The organism is Acrocarpospora corrugata, assembly GCF_009687845.1.
Classification (GTDB): domain Bacteria; phylum Actinomycetota; class Actinomycetes; order Streptosporangiales; family Streptosporangiaceae; genus Acrocarpospora; species Acrocarpospora corrugata.
Window position 1 is genome coordinate 119,902 of the sequence record NZ_BLAD01000035.1, and the last position, 21,615, is coordinate 141,516.

The window sequence follows — 21,615 nt, forward strand, 5'->3', positions numbered from 1 at the left end:
CGGCCTGTCGCGGAGGGTGACGATCCAGGGTTTCAGCGGGCTTTCTGCCAGCGGTCAGCCGGTTAAGCGTCGAGCCGCTCGCTGGCCTGCCGGGCCGCAAGAATCGCCGGCAAATACTGGGAGCTCCAGGCGCGTACCGCGTCGATGAGGAGGAGCATGCTGCGGCCGAGCTCGGTGAGCTCGTACTCGACCCGCGGCGGATTCTCGTCGTAGGCGGTCCTGGTGACCAGGCCGTCGCGGCGCATGGCGCGCAGGGTCGCGGAGAGCACTTTGGGGGTGATCGCCCCAAGCGGAACCCGCAACTCGGTGAAACGCCTCGGCCCATCGGCCAGGCAGATGACGATCATCTCTGTCCATTTGTCGCCGATCTGGAAGGGCAGCGCGCCGGACGGGCACATGGCGTCGAACATGTCCGCGTCGAGTGGCTCGGTCATTTGGGCGGTACGCGGCGGCAAAGACAACTTCGGCCTGGTCGTGGGCATGGAAGTCGACCTGTTCCCGGTCCCTCGGCTGTACGGGAGCGGACTCTACTTTCCGGGCGAGGCCACCGCCGAGGTGCTGCACGCCTACGCCGACTGGAGCCGGCACGCGCCCGAGGAGATGTCCTCCTCGGTGCTGCTGGCCCAGAACCCCGACCTCCCCGGCGTACCTGAGCCGCTACGCGGGCGCTTCGTCACCCACCTCCGTTTCGCCTACAGCGGCGCCACGGCAGAAGGGGAGCGCCTGGTGCGGCCGCTGCGCGACCTCGGCCCAGCCCTCCTGGACACCGTGCGGGACATGCCCTACGCCGAGGTCGGCACGATTCACCACGAGCCGACCGCCGTGCCGTACCTCGCCTACGACCGCAACCTGCTGCTGAGCGAGCTGACCGGCGACGCCGTCGACGCGATCGTCGCGCTGGCCGGACCGGGGGCGCCGTTCATCACCGAGCTGCGGCATTTCGGCGGCGCCTACGCCCGCCCGCCGAAGCTCCCCAACTGCGTCGGCGGACGCGACGCGACCTTCTCGCTCTACACCGGTGCCATCCCGGAGCCCGGAACCCTCCGGCGGCGCGATGACCTGCTGGCCCGGCTGCGTCCCTGGAGCACCGGAGGAACCAACCTCAACTTCGCCGGCGTCGAGAACACCGGCCCAGACCGCGTCAGCGTCGCCTACGCCCCGGCCGACTACGACCGGCTGAGGACCCTCAAGGCCCGCCACGACCCCGACAACATGTTCCGGATCAACTTCAACATCCCACCGAAAGCCGGCCCGGATCGATCATGGCTTGATTGAGGGCTGAGCTGGGCAGAGAACCGGAGAGTGATCGTGATCCCGCTGATAGTCCGAGCGATCAAGGCACGGGAAGCGTGGAACCCAACCTCCTCCCCGAGGCCGGAGCTGGGGCCTCGTTGAAGGAGAGATGTTGAAGACTATCGACGACGATATGCGGCGGATCGTGGAGACCGCGCGGTTGTCCTTCGTGGCCACCGTGTGTTCCGACGGCTCGCCCAATCTCTCGCCCAAGGGATCGATGCGGGTCTACGACGACGGGCACATCGCCTTCATGGACATCGCGTCCCCGAACACGGTCGGCAACCTCCAGCACGATCCGCGAATCGAGGTCAACTCGATCGACTTTCTGCGCAGGCGGGGCTACCGGTTCAAGGGCGTCGCGGAGTTCCGCGACCCCGGCGATCCCGTGTACGAGTGGCTGCACGCATGGCTGCTCGACCTGAACGGCCCCGGCTACCCCGCCAATCGCGCGATTCTGGTGCACGTGGAGCGAGCGCTGCCGATCCTTTCTCCGGCCTACACCTTCGGCGGCGCCGAGGAGGGGGATCTCAGGCAGTCGTGGGCGCGCACGTACCTCGCCGACCTGGAAGAGGACTGATGGACGACCGGGAGACCATGACCGCGGCGTACATCACGCGGCCGGGTCCGGCGGGCGAGATACGGATCGGCCGGTTGCCGGTGCCCGAGCCCGGCTCGTCGGAGGTCCTGGTGAAGGCGCGGGCGCTGGCGGTCAATCGTCCGACTCGCCGCAGCCGCGGGAGCGCGGGTCGTCGCGACCGCACGCCCGGACGACTTCGACTGGTGCCGGCAGCGCGGCGCCGACGAGGTCGTCGACTAACACGACCCGGATGTGTACGCGAAGATCGCCGAACTCGCTCCCGACGGAGTCGACGTGTTCTGGGACAACGCCGGTCGGCACCACCTGGAGCAGACCATCCCCCTGCTCGCCCACGGCGGCCGGATGATCATCATGGCCGGCCTCGGCGCCACCCCCGTGCTCCCGGTCGGACAGCTCTACACCCGCAACGCCAGCCTCCGCGGCTTCGTGATCAGCAACGCCACCGCGGCCGAACTCGCCGAGGCGGCTACGGCGATCAACCACCTCCTGGCCCGCGGCATCCTGCTCTCCCGGATCGGCACACGGCTGCCACTCACCGAAGCCGCCCGCTCCCACCACCTCCAAGAAGGCACCGAGCCGCAGCGTTCGCGCGGGCGCACAGTCGTCCTTCCATAAACGGGGACGGGCCCAGAGGGCCTCCTCGGCGGGTGGCGTTAGAAGACGTTGTGGCGGGTGAACTGGTGGCCGCAGACGCGGCCGTCGATGCGGGTGCGGCAGATGCTCGGCGGGTTCGGGGCGTGTGGGTGGGTGGGTGCCGGGGGAGCGGTGTAGGCGGGGCAGTCGCATTGGGCGACCTTGCAGAAGGTGTCGTCGGGGTCGGGCCACGGGATGTCGCTGGCGCCGCCCATTTCCGCCAGCTTCGTGCGGGCCGCGATGGCGATCTGCGCGATCGCGTCCTCCGCCTTGTCGATGATCATCTTTGCGTCGGCCACCGGCCCGTGCTCTCGGGTTTCGGACATTTCCCCGCCCTTCTCTGTGCTCGTCGTCCACCTTCCTTGCCAGCAAAAACCGACGCCACGCCCATATGATCAATCACTTGCCCAAACTAGGCATTGGGTACATTGACCAGCACAGTGGAATGATCACGTACATGACAGGACTGAAATCGCCTCGGACGATCTGTGTGACCGGCGCGGCCGGTGTCGTGGGAGTCGCCACCGTTCACGAGCTGCTGGAGCACGGCTACCGCGTCAACGCCACCGACGTCTCCGCGCACCCCGCGGCCCTGCCCGCGCAGTGGTCGCGGGCGGACTTCCAGTACACCCGCGCCGACCTCACCGACTACGGCGACGCCGTCGACGTGCTGACCGGCGCGGATGCGGTGGTCCACATCGCCAACATCCCGGCGCCGACGCTGCTGCCGCCCGCCCGCACCCTCAGCGCCAACACCACCATGAACGGCAACGTCTTCCTGGCGGCGGCCGCCCTCGGCATGAGCCGGGTCGTGTACGCCTCCAGCGAGACCACCCTCGGCCTGAACTTCGAGGTCCCGCCCCGGTACGCGCCGCTGGACGAGGACCACTATCCGTACCCGACCACGACCTACTCCCTGTCGAAGGTGCTCACCGAGACCATGGCGGACCACATCTCCGCCTGGAGCGGCATCCCGTTCGTCGGCCTCCGGTTCTCCAACGTCATCAAGCCCGAGGACTACCAGCGCTTCCCGTCCTACTGGAAGGACCCGGCGCCGCGCAGCTTCAACCTGTGGAGCTACATCGACGTGCGGGACTGCGCGCTGTCGGCCCGGCTCTCCCTGGAGGCCGACGTGACGGGCTCCAGCGCGTACATCATCGCCGCCGCCGACACCGTGATGATCACCCCGTCGGCGCAGCTCATGGCCGAGAACTTCCCGACCGCGGAGATCACCAAGGAGCTGGGCGAGTTCGAGACGCTGATGACCAGCGAACGCGCCCGCGCCGCGCTCGGTTTCGAGCCGCGCCACAGCTGGCGCTCACACGTCCAGATATCCCAGAGTTAAATGAAACAAGGCTGAATTCCGGTAACCCTGTTTTATTCCGGATGAAACCGTTCGGTAATCGTATCGCTCTGAAATCTTAGGCACACGACCGATTCTTCGGTGGAGGTGCGAGTGCCTGAGATGTATTTCCGGGTGCGTTGGCCGGATGGTTCCTTGCAACGCTGCTACTCGCCCTCCCTGGTGGTCGAGGAGTACTTAACCCCAGGTCAATCCTACCCGGTGCCCGACTTCGTGGCCCGCTGCGAAAACGCGCTGAAAATCGCGAGCGACCGGGTCGCGGCCAAATACGGATTCGCCTGTACGGCCGCCTCCCAGCAACTGACCGAGATAGTGGAGAAAGCCGCCGGTCAGCCCGGCGAGGTGCTCGTCGAAGGATTCGAATAATGAATCTGGACGGCGCGCACCACCCGGTGGCGATCATCGGCGCCGGGCAGGCGGGACTCTCGATGAGCCACTGCCTGACCCGGCGCGGCGTCGGCCACGTGCTGCTGGAACGCGGCCGGGTGGGCGAGGAGTGGCGGTCCCGGCGCTGGGACACCTTCTGCCTGGTGACGCCCAACTGGCAGTGCCGCCTGCCGGGGTACCCGTACCAGGGGGAGGACCAGGACGGTTTCATGCTCCGCGAGGAGATCGTGGACTACCTGGAGGGGTACGCGGCCTCGTTCGCGCCGCCCGTCCTGGAGGGGGTCACCGCGCTGCGGCTGACCGCGGGGGAGCGGTTCGAGATCGTCACCGACCGGGGCACGATGACCGCCGACCAGGTGGTGGTGGCCACCGGGCCGTACCAGACGCCGTACCTGCCGAGGATCGCCGAGCGGATCGCGGTGCCGCACCTGCACTCGGGCGAGTACCGCAACCCGGCCGCGCTGCCGCCTGGCCCGGTCCTGGTGGTGGGCAGCGGCCAGTCCGGCAGTCAGATCGCCGAGGACCTGCACCTGGCGGGCCGGCCGGTGCACCTGGCCGTCGGCGGCGCGCCCCGGGTGGCCCGCAGGTACCGGGGCAGGGACGTGGTGGCCTGGCTGGACCTGATGGGCCACTACGACCGGCCGATCAGCGAGTTCGACGACCCCGACGCGGTCCGGGCCCGCGCCAACCACTACGTGACCGGGCGGGACGGCGGGCGCGACATCGACCTGCGCGCCTTCGCCCGCGACGGCATGCGCCTGTACGGCCGCATCGTAGGCGTCACCGGCACGACGCTGCGCTTCGCCGACGATCTGGGCCGCAACCTAGACCACGCCGACGCCGTCTCGGAGGGCGTCAAGGACTCGATCGACACCTTCATCACCCTCAACGGCGTCGACGCCCCCACAGAGGCGCGGTACGTCCCGGTATGGGAGCCACCGGACGGCCCCGGCGAGCTGGACGCCACCGGCCTGGCCGCGATCATCTGGTGCACCGGCTTCCGCCGCGACTACGGCTGGATCCGGGTCCCCGTCTTCGACGGCACCGGCTACCCGGCGCACGAGCGCGGCGTCACCCGCTGCCCCGGCCTGTACTTCCTGGGCCTGCCCTGGCAGCACACCTGGGGTTCCGGCCGCTTCGTCGGCGTCGGCCGCGACGCCGAGCACCTGGCCAAGCACATCGCCTCCGCCGCCCCGCCCAGCAAGGCCGTCCCCGCCTACTTCGTCCACCCCGAACTGCTGGGGACGTGATGACCGCCGACGCGCACCGGCACCTCGGAGTGCTGCCCAGCTACCCCTTCTACGGCGGCCCGCCGGTCAACCCCGACATCGGCGCCCGCGCCACCGTGACCGAACTGCTCGCCGACCTGGACGCGGAAGGAACAGAACGCGCCCTGGTCATCCCCAACTACGGCGTGCCCGACCCCGCGATCGCGTTCTCCTTCAACGAACTCTGCCTGGAAGCCGCCGCCCGCGACGACCGCGTCCGCGCCGGGCTGTGGGTCTCCCCCCGCCCCGCCGACCGGACCCGCACCGAGGCCGCACTCGCCCTGGCCGGCGAACCGGGCGTGCGCGCGCTCAAACTGAGCTTCCTGCTCGGCGGCCGGGCCACCGACGCGGACTGCCGCCCCCTGCTGGACCAGATCTTCGCCACCGCCCGCCGCCACGACCTGGTCGTGCACGTGCACACCTCACCCGGCGCGGCCTCCGACATCGACGAGATCGGCCACCTCGTCGACTGGTACGCCGACAGGGTCGCCCTCCACCTCGTGCACTTCGGCGGCGGCGCCAGCGGCCACATCAAACTCGCCGGGCACCGGTTCTTCGACTGGATCGAAGCCGGCAAACGCGTCTACACCGACCTCTCCTGGGCCATCGGATTCACCCCCCGCTGGCTGGTCCGGGAGATCGGCCGCCGTGGCCTCGGCCACGACCGGCTGCTGTTCGCCAGCGACGAGCCCTGGGGCGACCACCCCGGGGAGCACGCCCGGCTCCGCGCCGCCGTCGGCGACGGCGAGCTGTCCCGGCTGGTCTTCCGCGACACATTCGAGAAGCTCTACGGATAGGAGAACCCCCATGGCCGACCTCACCGAGCTCGAGCAGGCAAGCCTCACCGAGATCCCGCACCCCTCCCTGCCCGAAGGCTCCAGCCTGTACGGCGACACCAAGGTCTTCCCCGACTACAAGGCCGAGGACGGCGAGACCTACTTCACCCTCGTGCACGGCATCGCGCACGAGTCGTCGGTCAGCTTCGTGGCGATCCTCCAGGCCACCCGCGCCCTCCGGAAGGGCTTCGAGTCGGCGATCTACTTCTACGGCCCCGGCTCGCTGAACTGCCTGGCCACCCGCGGCTTCCCGACCACCGGCAACTCGGCCTTCCCCGGCGAGCACAACATCAACAACTCGCTGAAGACGTTCATCGCCGAAGGCGGCAAGGTCTTCTGCTGCCGCTTCGGCCTGTCCCTGCACGGCGCCCGCGAGGAGGACCTGATGGAGGGCGTGATCCCGACGCACCCGCTGGACGTCCAGGACGCGCTCATCCATTACGCCCGCAAGGGCGCGATCATCAACTCGACGTACATGTTCTGATGGACCGGATGGGAACCCGGGTCGACGTCGCCATCCGCGGCGTACGCCTCGACGCGCCGGTCCGGCGGACGGGGGGAGCCGGGCCCAGCGACGACGGCCACCTCGTGGTCGACGGCGCCAGCGCCGCGATCCCCCTCAACCCCGACAGCCCGTACGTGGTCCGCGACGGCCGCCTGTACCTGGGCGGCACGGACATGGGGCTGGCCATCCGGCCGGTCCGGCGTCCGCGCTTCTACGACCTGGTCACGGCCGACGGCGTGCCGTACGAGAAGATCGCGAAGCTGCACGGCGCGGACGTGCTCGCCACCACCGTCGTGCAGACCTGCGTCCGGTACGGCGAAGCCGACCGCTGCCGGTTCTGCGCGATCGAGGAGTCGCTGCGCTCCGGCGCGACCGTCGCCGCCAAGACCCCGGCCCAGCTGGCCGAGGTCGCCGAGGCGGCGGTCCGGCTGGACGGGGTGCGCCAGATGGTGCTGACGACGGGCACCACCGGCGGGCCCGACCGGGGTGCGCGGGTGCTCGTCCGGAGCGTGCGCGCGGTGCTGGCGGCCGTGCCCGGGTTGCCCGTCCAGGTGCAGTGCGAACCGCCGGAGGACCTGGCCTGGATCGGCCGGTTGCGCGAGGCGGGGGCCACGGCGATCGGCATCCACGTGGAGTCGCTGGACGACGAGGTCCGGCGGCGGTGGATGCCGGGCAAGTCGACGGTGCCGCTGGCGGCGTACGAGGCGGCGTGGGACGAGGCCGTCCGGGTCTTCGGGCGGAACAGGGTCTCCACGTACCTGCTGGTGGGGCTGGGTGAGGACGCCGACGAGCTGGTCGCGGGCGCGGCCCGGCTGATCGAGCGGGGCGTCTACCCGTTCGTGGTGCCGATCCGGCCGATGGCGGGCACGCTGGCGCGGCGGGACGGCGTCACCGCGCCGCCCAGGGAACTCGTCAGGGACGTCACCGAACGGGTGGCGGCCCGGCTCAGGGCCGCCGGGATGACCGGCGCGGATCAGCAGGCCGGCTGCGCGGCGTGTGGCGCGTGCAGCGCGCTGGCGATGGCGGGAGGGTGATGGCGACGTCGGTGTGCGACACCCTGCTCGGGGTCGCGGAATGGCAGCCGGAGCCGTGGCCGGTGGACGTGCCCGCGCTGCTCGGCTCGGGGAGCCCCCGGCTGCCCCGGCCGTTCACGATCGGGCGGGCCGCCGACCGGGGCACCGTGTTCGCCTACCGGATGCTGCGGCGCCGGGTGTTCGTCGAGGACCAGGGCCTGTTCGGCGACAGCGACCTGGACTTCCACGACGACGACCCGCGGACCGTGGTGCTGGTCGCCCGCGACCCGGCCGGGACCGTGATCGGCGGGGTCCGGCTGGGGCCCGCCGGTGACGGGCCTGACCTCGGGTGGTGGCGTGGCGGGCGGCTGGTCGTCGCGCCTGGGCAGCGCGGCGCGCCCGGCGTCGGGCCCGCGCTGGTCCGGGCCGCCTGCGGGTACGCGGAGAACGCCGGGGTGCTCAGGTTCGACGCCGACGTCCAGGTCAGGCACGAGTCGCTGTTCGTCAGGCTCGGCTGGCGGCGGGTCCGGCCGGTGGACGTCCAGGGCGTGCCGCACGTGCTGATGCGCTGGCCGATCGGCCGGGTCGCGGCGGCGGCCGAGGGGAAGGCCGCGCTCGGGTCGCTGCTGCGCGGGCTCGCCCCCGGCGGGCGCGGCTTCGTCGGCGACGACGGCGCGCCGGTGCCCGGCAGCGACCTGGTCGCGGCCTGCGACGCGATCCTGCCGTCGATGGTGGAACGCGACCCGGACTGGGCGGGGTGGTGCGCCGTCCTGGTCAACGTCAACGACCTGGCCGCGATGGGCGCGACCCCGGTCGGCCTGCTGGACGCGCTCGGGGCGCGGGACGCGTCGTTCGCCGCCCGGGTGCTGGCGGGGCTGCGCCGCGCGTCCGACGCCTACGACGTGCCGATCCTGGGCGGGCACACCCAGTTCGGCGTCCCGGCCGCGCTCTCGGTGACCGCGCTCGGCCGGACCGCCCATCCGGTTCCCGGTGGCGGTGGCCGTCCGGGGCATCGGCTCCGGCTCACCGCCGACCTGGGCGGTCGCTGGCGTCCCGGCTACACCGGCCGCCAGTGGGACTCCACCTCGATCCGCTCCACCGCCGAACTCCGCGCCATGCTCGGCGCGGTCGGCACGGCCAGGCCGGCCGCCGCCAAGGACGTCTCCATGGCCGGAATCGCCGGCACGCTCGGCATGCTCGCCGAGGCCGGCTCCTGCGGGGCCGTCCTGGACATGGCCCGGCTGCCCCGCCCGCCGGCCGCGACCATGGGCGACTGGCTGACCTGCTTCCCCGGCTTCGCCATGATCACCGCCGACGCCCCGGACGCGCCCGCTCTGCCCGCCGGTCCCGCGACCGGCGCGGAATGCGGCGAACTGACCTCAGGCCGCGGTGTACGGCTGCGCTGGCCGGACGGCGAACTCACCGAGGTCCTCAGCGGGCCCGTCACCGGAATGGGCCGGGCGTGATCAGGATGGCCGCGGTCGCGGCGCCCTTCGGACGGGACATGGAGGACTGTTTCGCCCGGATCGCCGACCTGACCGGCCGGGCCAGAGCCGACGGGGTGCGGGTGCTCGCCCTCCCCGAGGCGTGTCTCGGCGGTTACCTGGCCAACCTCGACGGCGACGCGGAAGGGCCGCCCGCGCTCGCCGCCGACGGGCCCGAGATCAGGCGGCTGCGGAGCCTCGCCGGGGACATGATCGTGTGTGCCGGGTACTGCGAGTCGGAGGCCGGGCTTCGTTACAACAGTGTCGTGTGCGTGACCGGGGACGGGGTGCTCGGTCACCATCGGAAGGTGCATCAGCCGCTCAGTGAGGACAGCTCCTACGCGGCCGGGGACGGGTTCGCCGCCTTCGACACGCCGGTCGGGCGGCTGGGCATGCTGATCTGCTACGACAAGGCGTTTCCCGAGTCGGCCAGGGCGCTGGCGCTGGACGGGGCCGAGATCGTGGTGTGCGTGTCGGCTTGGCCGGCCAGCCGTACCAATCCGGCGCCGGACCTGGCCGACGACCGCTGGACGCACCGGTTCGACCTGTTCGACCAGGCGCGGGCGCTGGAGAACCAGGTGGTCTGGCTGTCCGCCAACCAGTCGGGGACCTTCGGCGACCTGCGCTTCGTCGGCCGGGCGAAGATCGTCGGGCCCGGCGGGGAGATCCTCGCGATGACCCCCGTGGCGGGCGGCATGGCCGTGGCGGAGCTCGACGTCCAGGCGGCACTCGCCGCCGCCCGCCGGTCCATGGGCCACCTCCGCGACCGCCGCCCCGAGACGTACGCGGCCGCGGTGGGAGGATTCTGACCGTGGCAACGCTACGGATCGCCGCGGCCTCCGCGCACTTCGGCCGCGACCTGGAGTTCGACCTGCTCCGGATCGCCAAACTGGTGTCGGACGCGCGCGAAGCCGGTTCCGCGCTGCTCGTCCTGCCCGACGCGGCCCTCGGCGGCTACCTCGCCGACCTGCGCCACCCCGACCCCGACGCGCTGCCGCCCGCGCTCGACCCCGACGACCCGGCCCTCAAACAGGTCGCCGAACTGGCCGCCGAGATGGTCGTCTGCGTCGGCTACCGCGAAGCCGACGGCGACCGCCGCTACAACGCCGCCGTCTGCGTCACCGGCGACGGCGTCCTCGGCCGCCACCGCAAAGTCCACCTGCCCGCCGGCGAAGCCGCCGCCTACGATCCCGGCGACCGCTTCGACGCGTTCGACACCCCCGTCGGCCGGGTCGGCATGCTGATCGACTACGACAAGACCTTTCCCGAATCGGCCCGCAGCCTGGCCCTGGACGGCGCCGAAATCATCGCCTGCCTGTCCGCCTGGCCCACCAGCATCACCAACCGCGCCCCCCGAATGGCCCAGGACCGCCAATCCCGCCTCTTCGACCTGTACGACTGCGCCCGCGCCGCCGAGAACCAGGTCGTGCTGGCCTCCTCCAACCAGACCGGCGCCCTCGGCGGCATGCGCTTCCTCGGCCAGGCCAAGGTGGTCGGCCCCGGCGGCGACATCCTCGCCAGAACATGGTCCAAGGCGGGCCTCGCGATCGCCGAACTGGACGTCGCCGCGGAAATCGCCAGCGCCCGCCGAGTACTGAAACACATCGACGAACGCCGCCCATCCAGCTACCGGGCCGCACTCCCGTGAGGATTGCGCTGCTCAGTTTTGTGACTGTTGGCTGGGGTGATTCCGGGTGAGGATTGTCCCACTCAGCTACCTGACCAAGCTGTGGTCATTTGGCCGGGGTGGTTCTCGGTGAGGATCGCCCTGCTCACGTACTCGACGAAGCCGCGTGGTGGGGTCGTGCATACCCTCGCGCTCGCCGAGGCCCTGGCTGAGTTGGGCGCGGAGGTTACCGTGTGGTCTCTCGGCCGGGGCGGTGACCTGGGTTTCTTTCGCCCGGTGGATCCCCGGGTCCGGGTCCGGATCGTGCCGTGCCCGGATGTCGACGGTGAATCCCTGGGAGTGCGGGTGCTGCGCTCGATCACGTTGCTGGGTGACGCCTTCGATCCCGCGTCGTATGACGTCGTCCACGCGCAGGACTGCATCAGCGCCAACGCGGCCGGGCCCTGTATCCGGACGGTGCACCACCTGGACCATTTCACGACGCCGGAACTGGCCGCGTGCCATGAGCGGGCCATCGTGCGGCCATGGGCGCATGTCTGCGTCTCCGGCGCGGTCGCCGGCGAACTCGCCGACGGGTGGGGGATCACGGCCACGGTCATCCCGAACGGCGTCGACGCGGCCCGGTTCGCGGCGGCTTCGGGTTCGGATTGGCGGGCCCGGTTCGGGTCCTACATCCTCACCGTGGGCGGGATCGAGCCGCGAAAGGGCTCGATTGACCTTCTTGAGGCATACGCCCTCCTGAACCCGGCCGAGCATCGGCTGGTCATCGCGGGCGGCGAGACCCTGTTCGACTACCGCGACTACCGAGCGGCCTGGGAAGCCAGAGCGGCCGAACTCGGCGTGAGTCCCGTGGTCCTCGGGCCGGTGGCCCACGACGACCTGCCCGGACTCGTCGCCGGTGCCGCCGCATTCGCCTTCCCCTCCACGAAGGAGGGCTTCGGGCTGGCCGCCATGGAGGCCCTGGCCGCCGGAGTCCCCCTCGTCACCCGCGACCTCCCGGTCTTCCGCGAAGTCTTCACCGGCGCCGCATTGTTCGCCGCCGACACCCCCGCACTCGCCAGGGCCCTCCGGGAAGCCGCTCTGACCCCGGACCTGTCGCGGCGCGCAGCTGGACGCGATCTCGCCTTCCGGCACAGCTGGAAGACGGCCGCCCAATCCCATCTCGACCTGTACACCTCGCTACTCGGCACCAGCCGCTGAACCCCACGGCGCCCGCTGGGCAGGGGGACTTCCTACCATCCCGCCGCTCGGGTCGTCCTCGATTGGCGGTCGGCACCGCGTCGGCCAAGCGGGACTCCCTAGGATCCCGCTGCTCGTGGGACGAAGTCGACGTCGTCGAGGGGCACGGCTTGGCCGGATTCGTCGACGAAGGCCACTTCGAGGCGCTGGGCGGTCGTGCGGCTGCGGCGTTCCATGGAGGGGGAGTCGCCGTTGAGGCGGTGGGTGTCGCCCCATTGCTGGAGTGCGCCGAGGACGACGCGGAGTTCGGTGCCCGTGGGGGTGAGGAGGTAGCCGTACCGGGTGCGTTTGCCTGGTTCGGAGTAGGGGCGTTTCTCCATGACGCCGGCCTCGACCAGTCTGGCCAGGCGGTCGGTGAGCAGGTCGGTGGAGATGCCGATGGCGGTGACGAGATCACCGAAACGCGTTGTGCCCAGGAACGCCTCCCGCAGGACGAGCACCGTCCAGGGGTCCCCGATCACTTCGAGACTGCGCTGGATCGAGCATTCGCTGTCCCGCAGCGCGCGCCGAGTCGTGCTTCTCACGGCCACAGGCTACCCCCTCACTTGCCTAATCCAAGTTTGACGCTAACTTGGTTGTTCCAAGCTAGATGCGATCCGTAGGTTCGTGTCCGGCGGTCAATCGAAAGGAACACCATGAAGATCGAGAATTCCGTGGCCATCGTGACCGGCGGCAACCGAGGTCTGGGCCGGCACTTCGTCACCCAGTTGCTCGAACGCGGCGCGAAGGTCTACGCCGCCGCCCGCAGGCCCGAGACCGTCGAGGTCCCCGGCGCGATCCCCCTCGAACTCGACATCACCGATCCCGAATCCGTGGCGAAAGCGGCCAAGGCCGCGCCCGACGTCACCCTGCTGATCAACAACGCGGGCATCTCCACCCACACGAACCTGCTGGCCGGCGAGTTCGACCAGATCCGCCTGGAGATGGAATCCCACTACTTCGGCCCGCTCGCCGTATCACGCGCCTTCACCCCGATCATCGAGAGCAACGGCGGCGGCGCGATCCTCAACGTGCTGTCCGTGCTCGCCTGGGTGCACGTCCCCGACTACGGCGCCTACTCGGCGGGCAAAGCCGCCGCCTGGGCGATGACCAATGCGCTCCGCACCGAACTCGCCCCCAAGGGCATCCAGGTCGCAAGCCTCCACGTCGGCTACATGGACACCGACATGGCCGCCTACGTAGCCCCCGAGAACAAACTCGACCCAGCCGTGGTCGCCGCCCTCTCCCTGGACGGCATCGCCAACGGCACCCCGGAAATCCTCGCCGACGACCTGAGCCGCACCATCAAGCGCACCCTGTCCGAGCCCCCCGCCTCGATCTAATCCGTCCTGGGATGCGGCGGGCACAAAGTCCGGGTCGGCCTGACCGTCCTAGGATGTGGCCGGACGCATCCAGATCGAGGTTGGAGTCGAACCTGTGGCCAGTGACCCGGTGCCGGACGCATTCAGCGACCTCTGGTCAAAGGAACGCGACCGCCAGAACGCCGCCTACGACGCGATGATGCGCACGACCGCCCAGCCGGTTCCCTGGGCCTACGACGTCTGGGCCGAGGTAATCGGCAACCTCGGCCACACGGACAACCACAACCGGGCGATCGCCTCGCAGATCCTCTGCAACCTGGCGGCCAGCGATCCGGAGAAACGGATCCTGAACGACCTCCCCACACTGCTCGAAGTGACCAGAGACAAGCGGTTCGTCACAGCCCGCCACTGCCTGCAGTCGCTCTGGAAGATCGGCCTCACCGGCCCCGAACAGCGAGCAGCCATCGTCACCGCCCTCGCCACCCGCTTCAAAGACTCCGAGCCCGAAAAGAACTGCACCCTCATCCGGTACGACATCGTCATCGGCCTACGAAACCTCCACAAAGCCACCGACGACGAGACGATCGCACAGCAGGCACTGTCCCTCATCGAGACCGAGCCCGACCTCAAATACCGCAGCAAATACACCAAAGGCTGGCGTCAGTAACCGTCCTCTGAGCCCGCCGACCGTCTCCGCGTCCGTCAACGACCCTCCTCCCGCTTCGGCCTACGATCACCTTCGGCGTGCGATCACCCTTCCCGCGTCCGCCGACCGTCTCCGCGTCCGTCAACGACCCTCCTCCCGCTTCGGCGTGCGATCACCTTTCCCGCGTCCGCCGACCGTCCCCGCGCCCGTCAAGCGCCCCGCACCCCAACCTCCGGTGCGCGCTGATCGCCCGTGCGCGCTGATCTCCCGTGCCCCAACCCGCTCGTCGGCCATCCCCGCGTCCGCCGCGAGGATGACCCGTTTCCGCCCGTGCGGGGGATGATCTCGGACAGGCCGAATCCCTAGGGTGTGCGCGACATTTACGCGTACTGAAGGGGGATGACGCCATGCGGCGCGTCGCGGAGCGGGGAACGTGGCTGGCCATTGGGGCCATGGCGGGGTTGCTGGCCGGAGGGGCCGGGGTGGCGGTGGCCGTAACTGAGGCGCGGGACCTTCAGATCGTGGCCTGCGTCGGGCCGGACGGCGTGCTGCGCCTTCCGGGTGATTCGGGTGAGACCTCGCTGGCGACGGGCAGGCCGGTGCCGTGGCCGACGTCCGGCCCGGTCGGGCGATGCCCGGTGGGTCACCGCGAGCTGACGTGGAACGAGACGGGACCGATCGGTCCTGTCGGCCCGCAGGGAGCCATCGGCGAGGCCGGTCCCGCTGGTTCCAGAGGCGAGACCGGCGCGGCCGGCGAAAAGGGCGCTGCGGGAGAAAAGGGCGCTGCGGGGGAGAAGGGCTCAACCGGGGAGCGAGGACCGGTCGGGCCTCAGGGTCCGGCTGGGGAGAAGGGTCCTGCCGGGCCGCAGGGCCAGACCGGGCCCGCTGGTCCCGCCGGTCTCACCGGGCTGGAGCGGATCACCAACGTCCGCACCTTCCCGCCGGGGAACGGCGGCAGCGGCCCGACCACCTGCCCGGCCGGGAAGTTCCTGGTGAGCGGCAGCCACCGGGTCGACTCCTACGATCTGATCAACCCCAACGACATCATGTGGGGCCAGGCCATGAACGCCCGGGGCGGCGCGCTGGACGACTCCTACGGATTCGTCCTGCCGGAGAACAAGAGCCACCGGGACATCAAGGTCACGATCACCATCCTCTGCGCCCAAGCCTGACCCTCACCCACCCGCCGAGGCGGCCACTCGTTCACGAGCCGGCCGCCCGGCCCCGGAGTTACACGACCCGGCCGTCGGAATGGGTGAGTCGGCCGTTCGGCCGTGATGCGCGAGCTGGCCGTTCGGCCGTGGGTCAGGGCGAGTTGGCTGTCCGGCCGTGATGCGCGAGTCGGCGGTCTGGCCGTGGGACAGCGCGAGCCGGCCGTCCGGCCGTAGGGATTGACAGGCGTATCGCCTCGCGTTACGAATACGGCCGAACCTCCAAATCACCACGGCGTCTCGGTGGTGGTGAATGTTAGCGCAAACATTCTCCTCAGTCCCAGGACAAGGACAGTCCCATGCGCGATCCCAGGAGTCACCGGCCCCGGAACACCGCAGCCGGGAGGGTCCTCGCCGTCACCCTCGCGCTGTTCGTCGCGGGCATCCTCCACCCCGTCGCCGCCCACGCCGCCGGGCCGGTCCCGCACTACCTGATGACCGCGTTCACCAACAGCAGCGAGTCGAACATGTACGTCTACGACTCGTTCAACGCCACCAACTACAACCTGGTCCGGGCCAACGCGTACACCCCGCCATCAGGCCTGATCCGCGACCCGAGCGTGATCCGGCACACCGACGGCTACTACTACCTCGTCTACACCACCAACTGGACCGGCAACACGATCGGCTTCGCGCGCAGCGCCGACTCGGTCAGCTGGACGTTCCTGCGCAACGTCGTCGTCGGCCTCAACGGCGCCACCGGCAGCACCTGGGCGCCTGAATGGTTCAAGGATTCCGACGGCAGCGTCCACGTAATCTTCTCCGCGTCCACGACCGGTACGGCGGGTCAGTTTCGCCCCTACCGGATCACCGCCACCAACACCGCGCTGTCGACCTGGACCGCGCCGGTCGCACTGGGCATCCCGGCCAACTACATCGACAGCTTCGTGGTCAAAGTCGGCGGGACGTACCACAACTTCCTCAAGAACGAGACGAGCAAATACATCGAACACGCCACCGCCATCTCGCTGACCGGGCCCTGGCAGTTCGTCGGGACCGGGAACTGGGCGGGCTGGGGCTCCGGACTCGAAGGGCCGGCCTTGACGCGGCTGCCCGACGGCCGTTGGCGGCTGTACTTCGACAACTACACCGGCGGCCGGTACTACTACGCCGACAGCACCAACCTGTCATCCTTCGGCGGACGCGTTGAACTGTCCGGCCTGTCCGGCGTCGCCAGGCACTTCACCGTCCTGCGCGAGGACGTCGGCGACACCACGGCCGTCCTCACCGGCAACCGGTCCCTGCGATCGGCCAACTTCCCTGACCGCTACCTGCGCCACCGGAGCAACCTGGCCTACATCGACCCGCTCAGCGCCACCAGCCCGCTCGCCGACCGCCAGAGCGCGACCTTCACCGTCTCCGCCGGACTCGCCAACTCCGGCTGCTACTCCTTCCAGTCGGTGAACACACCCGGCTACTACCTGCGCCACTCCAACATGGCCCTCACCCTCCAGCGCGACGACGGATCCGCGCTCTTCAAGGGCGACGCCACCTTCTGCGGCCGGACCGGCCTCGCGGGCGGCGGCACGACCTCCTTCGAGTCCTACAACCTCCCCGGCCGCTACCTGCGCCACTACAACTACGCGATGCGCCTCGACCTGAGGGAGTCCACTTCGGTGTTCGCCTCGGACTCCTCCTTCACGGTGACCTCACCGCTGGCCTGACCCCGCCGAAAGACGAGTCCCCCTCCCGCCGCAAGGCCGGATGGGTGGACGCTCCCGCCGCCAGGCCGTCCCCCTCCCGTCGCCAGGCCGCCTCCCTGTTCGGCGCCCTTCTGATCCTGCTGCCGCCCGGTTACGGTCACCGCTCTTGGGCGGGATCGTGCCGGGGCTGGCGCTCATCTCCGGTGCCTGTGCTCGGGCTTGGCTGAAGCGCGAGCGTTGCGAGGTCAGCTTGCGGAGGGCCGCTGCGTGGCGTCGCGGCGCAGGCCGTCGAGGAGGACGGCGACGATGCGCTGGTTGTACCCGGGCGGGCGCCCGGGTACGGGCTGGCACAGCTGAGTGAGGGCGTGCAGGAGATCCTCGGCGCTGATGTCATCGCGAACCGCGCCGTCGGCCACCGCAGCGTCGAGCATCGCCGCGAGAGCGGGGCCGAGCCGCTCCAGGAAATAGCCGGGCAGCCCCTCGAACGCCGGATCACCCGAGTGCAGTGCTGAGGCGAGTCCGCGCTTGGTCGCGAGCAGTTCGGTGAACCGGTGGATCCACTTGATGAGCGCTTCCGCCGGCTTGTGCTCGGCACTCAGCGCGGGGCCCGCGTCGGCGACGGCGTCGATCCCGCTCTCCACCACGGCTTTGACCAGGTCAGAGCGCTGCGGGAAATGCCGGTAGAGCGTGCCGACCCCTACGCCGGCCAGGTCGGTGATCTCCTTCGCCGGCGCGTCCACGCCGGAGGTGGCGAAGACGGTTCTGGCGGCCTCGACCAAAGCGTCGACGTTGCGTCGCGCGTCGGCGCGCCGCCGCCGTGCCGGTTCGCCGCCGCCCGGTTCGCCGCCGCCCGGCTCTGCGGAGCCGGGCGAGGAGACTCCGGCCGGCGTTCTGTTCTGAGACACCACATCACCCCCTGCTTGCGTAACCGGAAAAGCTTTCCGTATAGTTCGGGAAAGATGGTTCCGGAAAGATTTTCCGTTTATCGCAGAGTAGCGGCATCCACCCGGTGCCGACCACCACAGGGAGAGATTCCATGCAGTACCGCACCCTCGGCCGGACCGGCATCCAGGTCAGCCCCTACGCCCTCGGCACCCTGATGTTCGCCACCGCCATGGGCAACACCCCCCAGGACTCGGCCCGCATCATCCACAGGGCGCTGGAGGCCGGCATCAACTTCCTCGACACCGCCGACGCCTACGGCGACTCCGAGGACGTCCTCGGCAAGGCCCTGGAAGGGCGCCGCGACGACGTCGTGCTCGCCACCAAGTTCAGCCGCCCGACCGGGCAGGACCCCAACCACCAGGGCGCCTCACGGCGCTGGATCGTCACCGCCGTGGAGAACTCACTGCGCCGCCTGCGGACCGACCGCATCGACCTCTACCAACTCCACCGCCCCGACCCCCGCACCGACATCGAGGAAACCCTCTCCGCGCTCACCGACCTGATCCGCGCCGGCAAGATCCGCGCGATCGGCACCTCCCAGGCCCCCGCCTCCGACATCGTCGAAGCTCAGTGGGTCGCCGAACGGCGGGGCCTGGCGCGATTCCACACCGAGCAGCCGGCCTACTCCATCCTCAACCGCGGCATCGAACGCGAGATCCTGCCCACCATCCAGCGCTTCGGCATGGGCGCCCTGGTGTGGGGTCCCCTCGGCCAGGGACTGCTCACGGGCCGCGTCCGCAAGAACCAGGGCAACGACCTACGGCGCGCCGGCCTGTTCCAGCATCTCAACGACGAGCGCCGCCTCGACGCGGTCGAAAAGCTCGTCCCCCTCGCCGCGGAGGCAGGACTGCCCATGACCCACCTCGCGATGGCCTTCACCATCGCCCACCCCGGCGTCACCAGCGCACTGATCGGCGTCCGCACCATGGACCACCTCGATAGCCTGCTCACCGGCCTGGACCTCACCCTCACCGACGACATCCTCGACCGCATCGACGAGATCGTCCCTCCCGGCACCGACATCGGCGCCCTCGACCAGGCATACCAGCCCCCAGCCCTGGCCACCCCGAGCCTGCGCCGCCGCCTCCCGGCCGCCCGCGGCGCAGCCTGACCACAGATCCCGCGCATCAGCATCAGAAGGTTCCGACCGCGCATCGGATGAGGGCGAGAGCGCGTCCCAGGGGAGAGGCGGGTCAGCTGCCGCCCGAGGCTGGGGTCACCGGGTCACCGGGTCAGCTGCCGCCCGCCAGAGGCCGAGCCCATCGGGTGAGCTGCCGCCCGCCAGACGCTGAGGTCATCGGGTGAGCTGTCAATCGCTAGAGGCCGAGCTCATCGGGTCAGTTGTCGCCCGCCAGAGGCCGAGTTCACCGGGTGAGCTGTCAATCGCTAGAGGCCGAGCTCATCGGGTCAGTTGTCGCCCGCCAGAGGCCGAGTTCACCGGGTGAGCTGTCGCCCGCCCGCGACGGACAGGATTTCGCCGTTGACGTGGCCGTTGGCGGCTGAGCCGAGGTAGGCGACCGCGGACGCGACGTCTTCGGGGGTGCAGATGCGGCCCGTCGGCGTCTGCGCTGACTCGGCGTCGATGGCGCTTTGTCCGAATCCGGGTGTGTTCAGCGCGCGGTCGGTCAGGGTGAAGCCCGGTCTGACGACGTTGGTGAGGATGCCGTGCCGGGCTTCCCGGACGGCGAGGACTTTCGCGGCCGTCTCCAGCGCGCCCTTGACGGCGGGGTACGCCATGGCGGCGGGCATCGGCTGGTCGACCACGTCGGATGAGATCAGGACCAGCCGTCCCCAGCCGGCGCTCCGCATTCCGGGCAGGACGGAATCGATCATCGAGAGCGTTCCGGCGGCGTTGGCGGTGAAGCTGGCGGTCAGGATGTCCCATGTGTCCGGCTCTCTCGGTGGCCAGGAGACCGCGTTCGCGACGAGGACGGCGATGGGACCGAGCTCGCGTTCGACCTGCCGTAGGGCCGCCTGGGTTGATTCATGGTCGCTCAGATCGATCTGCACCTCCACGGCCTTTCCGCCGGCTTCGGTGATCGAGTCGACGACCGTACGGGCCTGGGCCTGGTTCTGGTGCCAGCCCGCGGCGACCCGCGCGCCCTCCGACGCGAACGCGCCGGCTATGGCGCGGCCGATCGCGCCGGACGCTCCGGTGACCAGCACGACGCGACCGTCGAGTCCGAGATCCATCGCTCCTCCAATAGTTAGCCGACTATCTATTAGCCGACTATATACCCGATAGGATGGAGGCGTGGAAGCCGCCGAGGTGATGCGCGTCAACCGGGCGCTGAACAAGATGAGCAAGCTCTACCGCGCCGCCAAGGCGCGCAAGCTCGCGGCGCTCGGGCTGCACCCGGGCCAGGATGTGCTGCTGTGGCTCCTGGCTCAGCGGCCCGACGGGATGACGGTCTCCGAACTCGCGGCGAGCATCGGCATCGAACCCCCGACCGCGACCCGCAGCCTCGCCCGGCTGGAGGCCGGCGGCTGGTTCCGCCGGGAACCGGTGGCTTCGGACCGCCGCCAGGTGCGCATCGTCGTCACCGACGCGGGGCAACGATTGGTGCCGGGAATCGAGCGTGCCTGGGCGGAACTCGCCGAAGAGGTGATTGGCGAGGTGAGCGAGGACCAGCGCGAGACCGTGGTCACCGTCCTCGAACAGGCCAACGACCGCCTGCGCGCTCTCGTCGACGAAGCCGTACTGACCGAGGAGTGACACCGTGGCGTATGGGAGTGTTCATGACGTCGTCTCCGCTCACCTGCCCGGCTACCGGATCGACTCGGTGGCGCTGCTCGGCGAGGGCGAGGACAACATCGCCTACGAGGTCAACGGTGAGTTGATCGTGCGCTTCGCCAAGGAGCCCGATCCCGCGGAGCGAGCCGCGCGGGTGACCGGCGAGGCTCGCCTGCTCGCGGTCGTGGCGGAGATTTCGCCGCTGCCGGTCCCCGAACCGGCTTTCACCGTCGCGGAACAGGGCTGCCTGGCCTACTTCAAACTGCCCGGCCTGCCACTGATCGACGCACCCGCGGAACGACGCTCGGTCCGCGGCATCGCCGGCGCGCTCGGTGAGCTGCTCGCCGCACTGCACCGGGTTCCGGTCGCGCGAGTGGCCGGCCTGGTGGACACCGACGACCAGCCGAAGGAGTTATGGCTGAGCGAGGCCGCGGACACCTACGCGGTCGCGGTGGAGCGAATGCCGCCGGCGCACCGCCCGGTCGTGGAGGCGTTCCTCGGCGCGCCACCCCCGTCTGACGGGTACGCGCAGGCGTTCTCCCACAACGACCTCGGAATCGAACATGTCCTCGTCGACCCCGCCGCGTGGACGGTGACCGGCGTCATCGACTGGAGCGACGCCGCGATCGTCGACCCCGCCTATGACTTCGGCCTCCTCTACCGCGACCTCGGCCCCGCCGCCCTCCGCGAGGCCCTGAACGCCTACGGGACCGACGACGGGGAGGCGCGCGCGATCTTCTACGCCAGGTGCAGCGTCCTCGAAGACATGGCCTACGGGATCGAGACAGGCCAGGACAAATACCTAGATAAGAGCCTTGCCGCACTCAAATGGTTGTTTCCAGCGTAGTGCTGAATGTGCCCTGCGGATCACACATATGATCACACG

Annotated in this window: 25 protein-coding genes; 20 read left to right on the forward strand and 5 right to left on the reverse strand. The window is 70.1% G+C overall.

What is annotated here, in order from left to right; translation table 11 throughout:
- Positions 1-62 precede the first annotated feature (62 nt).
- Positions 63-434, reverse strand: coding sequence for a winged helix-turn-helix transcriptional regulator (locus tag Acor_RS00645; protein ID WP_155334500.1), 372 nt, complete (start codon positions 432-434; stop codon positions 63-65).
- On the opposite strand from Acor_RS00645, the gene Acor_RS00650 reads away from it, so the two are divergent.
- The 3 genes from Acor_RS00650 (at position 409) to Acor_RS00660 (ending at position 2,509) form a co-directional block, all read left to right on the forward strand.
- Entirely contained in the window at positions 409-1,275 is an 867-nt protein-coding gene (locus tag Acor_RS00650) for a BBE domain-containing protein (RefSeq protein WP_155334501.1), read from the forward strand. The two genes, Acor_RS00645 and Acor_RS00650, sit on opposite strands and share 26 nt — an antisense overlap.
- A gap of 127 nt (positions 1,276-1,402) precedes the next feature.
- The gene (locus Acor_RS00655) at positions 1,403-1,873 is read left to right on the forward strand and encodes a pyridoxamine 5'-phosphate oxidase family protein (protein ID WP_218034050.1); all 471 of its coding nucleotides are present in this window, start codon (positions 1,403-1,405) and stop codon (positions 1,871-1,873) included.
- Between the two features lie 252 nt (positions 1,874-2,125).
- Positions 2,126-2,509, forward strand: coding sequence for a zinc-binding dehydrogenase (locus Acor_RS00660; protein ID WP_155334502.1), 384 nt, complete (start codon positions 2,126-2,128; stop codon positions 2,507-2,509).
- A 38-nt stretch (positions 2,510-2,547) separates the two neighbouring features.
- Here the strand turns inward: Acor_RS00660 and Acor_RS00665 are convergent, their stop codons facing one another.
- Positions 2,548-2,853: a hypothetical protein gene (locus Acor_RS00665; RefSeq protein ID WP_155334503.1), complete on the reverse strand. Its 306-nt coding sequence runs from the start codon at positions 2,851-2,853 to the stop codon at positions 2,548-2,550.
- A 131-nt stretch (positions 2,854-2,984) separates the two neighbouring features.
- Here Acor_RS00665 and Acor_RS00670 point away from each other — a divergent pair, with 131 nt between their 5' ends.
- The 10 genes from Acor_RS00670 (at position 2,985) to Acor_RS00715 (ending at position 12,210) form a co-directional block, all read left to right on the forward strand.
- Positions 2,985-3,872, forward strand: coding sequence for an NAD-dependent epimerase/dehydratase family protein (locus Acor_RS00670; RefSeq protein ID WP_155334504.1), 888 nt, complete (start codon positions 2,985-2,987; stop codon positions 3,870-3,872).
- A gap of 120 nt (positions 3,873-3,992) precedes the next feature.
- Positions 3,993-4,256 carry an MSMEG_0570 family nitrogen starvation response protein gene (locus Acor_RS00675; protein ID WP_246238345.1) on the forward strand — a complete coding sequence of 88 codons (264 nt, stop codon included), beginning with the start codon at positions 3,993-3,995 and terminating at the stop codon, positions 4,254-4,256.
- Complete coding sequence (locus Acor_RS00680; protein WP_155334506.1) at positions 4,256-5,527, forward strand: MSMEG_0569 family flavin-dependent oxidoreductase; 1,272 nt, start codon at positions 4,256-4,258, stop codon at positions 5,525-5,527. Before Acor_RS00675 ends, Acor_RS00680 begins: the two co-directional genes overlap by 1 nt.
- Positions 5,527-6,342, forward strand: coding sequence for an amidohydrolase family protein (locus Acor_RS00685; RefSeq protein WP_174876089.1), 816 nt, complete (start codon positions 5,527-5,529; stop codon positions 6,340-6,342). Before Acor_RS00680 ends, Acor_RS00685 begins: the two co-directional genes overlap by 1 nt.
- A gap of 10 nt (positions 6,343-6,352) precedes the next feature.
- Positions 6,353-6,865 (forward strand): MSMEG_0572/Sll0783 family nitrogen starvation response protein, encoded by a 513-nt coding sequence (locus tag Acor_RS00690; RefSeq protein ID WP_155334508.1) that lies wholly within the window; start codon positions 6,353-6,355, stop codon positions 6,863-6,865.
- 8 nt (positions 6,866-6,873) lie between these two features.
- Positions 6,874-7,920 (forward strand): MSMEG_0568 family radical SAM protein, encoded by a 1,047-nt coding sequence (locus tag Acor_RS00695; RefSeq protein WP_218034051.1) that lies wholly within the window; start codon positions 6,874-6,876, stop codon positions 7,918-7,920.
- On the forward strand, positions 7,920-9,365 hold the full coding sequence (locus tag Acor_RS00700) for an MSMEG_0567/sll0787 family protein (RefSeq protein ID WP_155334510.1): 1,446 nt from the start codon (positions 7,920-7,922) through the stop codon (positions 9,363-9,365). The genes Acor_RS00695 and Acor_RS00700 overlap by 1 nt, the downstream gene beginning before the upstream one ends.
- A 5-nt stretch (positions 9,366-9,370) precedes the next feature.
- Positions 9,371-10,192, forward strand: coding sequence for a carbon-nitrogen hydrolase family protein (locus Acor_RS00705; protein WP_155334702.1), 822 nt, complete (start codon positions 9,371-9,373; stop codon positions 10,190-10,192).
- A 2-nt stretch (positions 10,193-10,194) separates the two neighbouring features.
- On the forward strand, positions 10,195-11,031 hold the full coding sequence (locus Acor_RS00710; protein ID WP_155334511.1) for a carbon-nitrogen hydrolase family protein: 837 nt from the start codon (positions 10,195-10,197) through the stop codon (positions 11,029-11,031).
- A gap of 108 nt (positions 11,032-11,139) precedes the next feature.
- Complete coding sequence (locus tag Acor_RS00715) at positions 11,140-12,210, forward strand: MSMEG_0565 family glycosyltransferase (protein WP_155334512.1); 1,071 nt, start codon at positions 11,140-11,142, stop codon at positions 12,208-12,210.
- Between the two features lie 98 nt (positions 12,211-12,308).
- Here Acor_RS00715 and Acor_RS00720 read toward each other — a convergent pair whose 3' ends face one another.
- Positions 12,309-12,773 (reverse strand): winged helix-turn-helix transcriptional regulator, encoded by a 465-nt coding sequence (locus tag Acor_RS00720; protein ID WP_218034053.1) that lies wholly within the window; start codon positions 12,771-12,773, stop codon positions 12,309-12,311.
- A gap of 111 nt (positions 12,774-12,884) precedes the next feature.
- On the opposite strand from Acor_RS00720, the gene Acor_RS00725 reads away from it, so the two are divergent.
- The 4 genes from Acor_RS00725 to Acor_RS00740 all read left to right on the forward strand — a co-directional run bounded on the left by Acor_RS00725 (position 12,885) and on the right by Acor_RS00740 (position 17,071).
- On the forward strand, positions 12,885-13,571 hold the full coding sequence (locus Acor_RS00725; protein ID WP_155334513.1) for an SDR family oxidoreductase: 687 nt from the start codon (positions 12,885-12,887) through the stop codon (positions 13,569-13,571).
- A gap of 55 nt (positions 13,572-13,626) precedes the next feature.
- Complete coding sequence (locus Acor_RS00730) at positions 13,627-14,217, forward strand: hypothetical protein (protein WP_218034054.1); 591 nt, start codon at positions 13,627-13,629, stop codon at positions 14,215-14,217.
- 386 nt (positions 14,218-14,603) lie between these two features.
- A complete protein-coding gene (locus Acor_RS43940) occupies positions 14,604-15,368 on the forward strand; it encodes a collagen-like protein (protein ID WP_155334514.1) in 765 nt (254 codons plus the stop codon).
- Between the two features lie 338 nt (positions 15,369-15,706).
- A complete protein-coding gene (locus Acor_RS00740) occupies positions 15,707-17,071 on the forward strand; it encodes a glycoside hydrolase family 43 protein (protein ID WP_155334515.1) in 1,365 nt (454 codons plus the stop codon).
- 224 nt (positions 17,072-17,295) lie between these two features.
- Here the strand turns inward: Acor_RS00740 and Acor_RS00745 are convergent, their stop codons facing one another.
- Positions 17,296-17,955, reverse strand: a complete 660-nt coding sequence (locus Acor_RS00745) for a TetR/AcrR family transcriptional regulator (RefSeq protein WP_155334516.1) — start codon at positions 17,953-17,955, stop codon at positions 17,296-17,298.
- Positions 17,956-18,086: 131 nt separating this feature from the next.
- Between Acor_RS00745 and Acor_RS00750 the strand changes: the two genes are divergently transcribed.
- Positions 18,087-19,106 carry an aldo/keto reductase gene (locus tag Acor_RS00750; RefSeq protein WP_155334517.1) on the forward strand — a complete coding sequence of 340 codons (1,020 nt, stop codon included), beginning with the start codon at positions 18,087-18,089 and terminating at the stop codon, positions 19,104-19,106.
- A gap of 323 nt (positions 19,107-19,429) precedes the next feature.
- Here Acor_RS00750 and Acor_RS00755 read toward each other — a convergent pair whose 3' ends face one another.
- Complete coding sequence (locus Acor_RS00755; protein WP_155334518.1) at positions 19,430-20,188, reverse strand: SDR family NAD(P)-dependent oxidoreductase; 759 nt, start codon at positions 20,186-20,188, stop codon at positions 19,430-19,432.
- A 61-nt stretch (positions 20,189-20,249) separates the two neighbouring features.
- On the opposite strand from Acor_RS00755, the gene Acor_RS00760 reads away from it, so the two are divergent.
- Positions 20,250-20,711, forward strand: a complete 462-nt coding sequence (locus Acor_RS00760; RefSeq protein WP_155334519.1) for a MarR family winged helix-turn-helix transcriptional regulator — start codon at positions 20,250-20,252, stop codon at positions 20,709-20,711.
- Between the two features lie 4 nt (positions 20,712-20,715).
- Positions 20,716-21,576: a phosphotransferase family protein gene (locus Acor_RS00765; protein ID WP_155334520.1), complete on the forward strand. Its 861-nt coding sequence runs from the start codon at positions 20,716-20,718 to the stop codon at positions 21,574-21,576.
- The last annotated feature ends 39 nt before the right edge of the window (positions 21,577-21,615 follow it).

What these genes read in the sequence shown, in the direction of transcription:
- Acor_RS00655 (WP_218034050.1), top strand. Translation starts at nt 1,403, where the DNA reads ATGTTGAAGACTATCGACGACGATATGCGGCGGATCGTGGAGACCGCG.
- Acor_RS00700 (WP_155334510.1), top strand. Translation starts at nt 7,920, where the DNA reads ATGGCGACGTCGGTGTGCGACACCCTGCTCGGGGTCGCGGAATGGCAG.
- Acor_RS43940 (WP_155334514.1), top strand. Translation starts at nt 14,604, where the DNA reads ATGCGGCGCGTCGCGGAGCGGGGAACGTGGCTGGCCATTGGGGCCATG.
- Acor_RS00750 (WP_155334517.1), top strand. Translation starts at nt 18,087, where the DNA reads ATGCAGTACCGCACCCTCGGCCGGACCGGCATCCAGGTCAGCCCCTAC.
- Acor_RS00695 (WP_218034051.1), top strand. Translation starts at nt 6,874, where the DNA reads ATGGGAACCCGGGTCGACGTCGCCATCCGCGGCGTACGCCTCGACGCG.
- Acor_RS00725 (WP_155334513.1), top strand. Translation starts at nt 12,885, where the DNA reads ATGAAGATCGAGAATTCCGTGGCCATCGTGACCGGCGGCAACCGAGGT.
- Acor_RS00670 (WP_155334504.1), top strand. Translation starts at nt 2,985, where the DNA reads ATGACAGGACTGAAATCGCCTCGGACGATCTGTGTGACCGGCGCGGCC.
- Acor_RS00665 (WP_155334503.1), bottom strand. Translation starts at nt 2,853, where the DNA reads ATGTCCGAAACCCGAGAGCACGGGCCGGTGGCCGACGCAAAGATGATC.
- Acor_RS00705 (WP_155334702.1), top strand. Translation starts at nt 9,371, where the DNA reads ATGGCCGCGGTCGCGGCGCCCTTCGGACGGGACATGGAGGACTGTTTC.
- Acor_RS00680 (WP_155334506.1), top strand. Translation starts at nt 4,256, where the DNA reads ATGAATCTGGACGGCGCGCACCACCCGGTGGCGATCATCGGCGCCGGG.
- Acor_RS00755 (WP_155334518.1), bottom strand. Translation starts at nt 20,188, where the DNA reads ATGGATCTCGGACTCGACGGTCGCGTCGTGCTGGTCACCGGAGCGTCC.
- Acor_RS00690 (WP_155334508.1), top strand. Translation starts at nt 6,353, where the DNA reads ATGGCCGACCTCACCGAGCTCGAGCAGGCAAGCCTCACCGAGATCCCG.
- Acor_RS00675 (WP_246238345.1), top strand. Translation starts at nt 3,993, where the DNA reads ATGTATTTCCGGGTGCGTTGGCCGGATGGTTCCTTGCAACGCTGCTAC.
- Acor_RS00645 (WP_155334500.1), bottom strand. Translation starts at nt 434, where the DNA reads ATGACCGAGCCACTCGACGCGGACATGTTCGACGCCATGTGCCCGTCC.
- Acor_RS00740 (WP_155334515.1), top strand. Translation starts at nt 15,707, where the DNA reads ATGCGCGATCCCAGGAGTCACCGGCCCCGGAACACCGCAGCCGGGAGG.
- Acor_RS00685 (WP_174876089.1), top strand. Translation starts at nt 5,527, where the DNA reads ATGACCGCCGACGCGCACCGGCACCTCGGAGTGCTGCCCAGCTACCCC.
- Acor_RS00650 (WP_155334501.1), top strand. Translation starts at nt 409, where the DNA reads ATGTCCGCGTCGAGTGGCTCGGTCATTTGGGCGGTACGCGGCGGCAAA.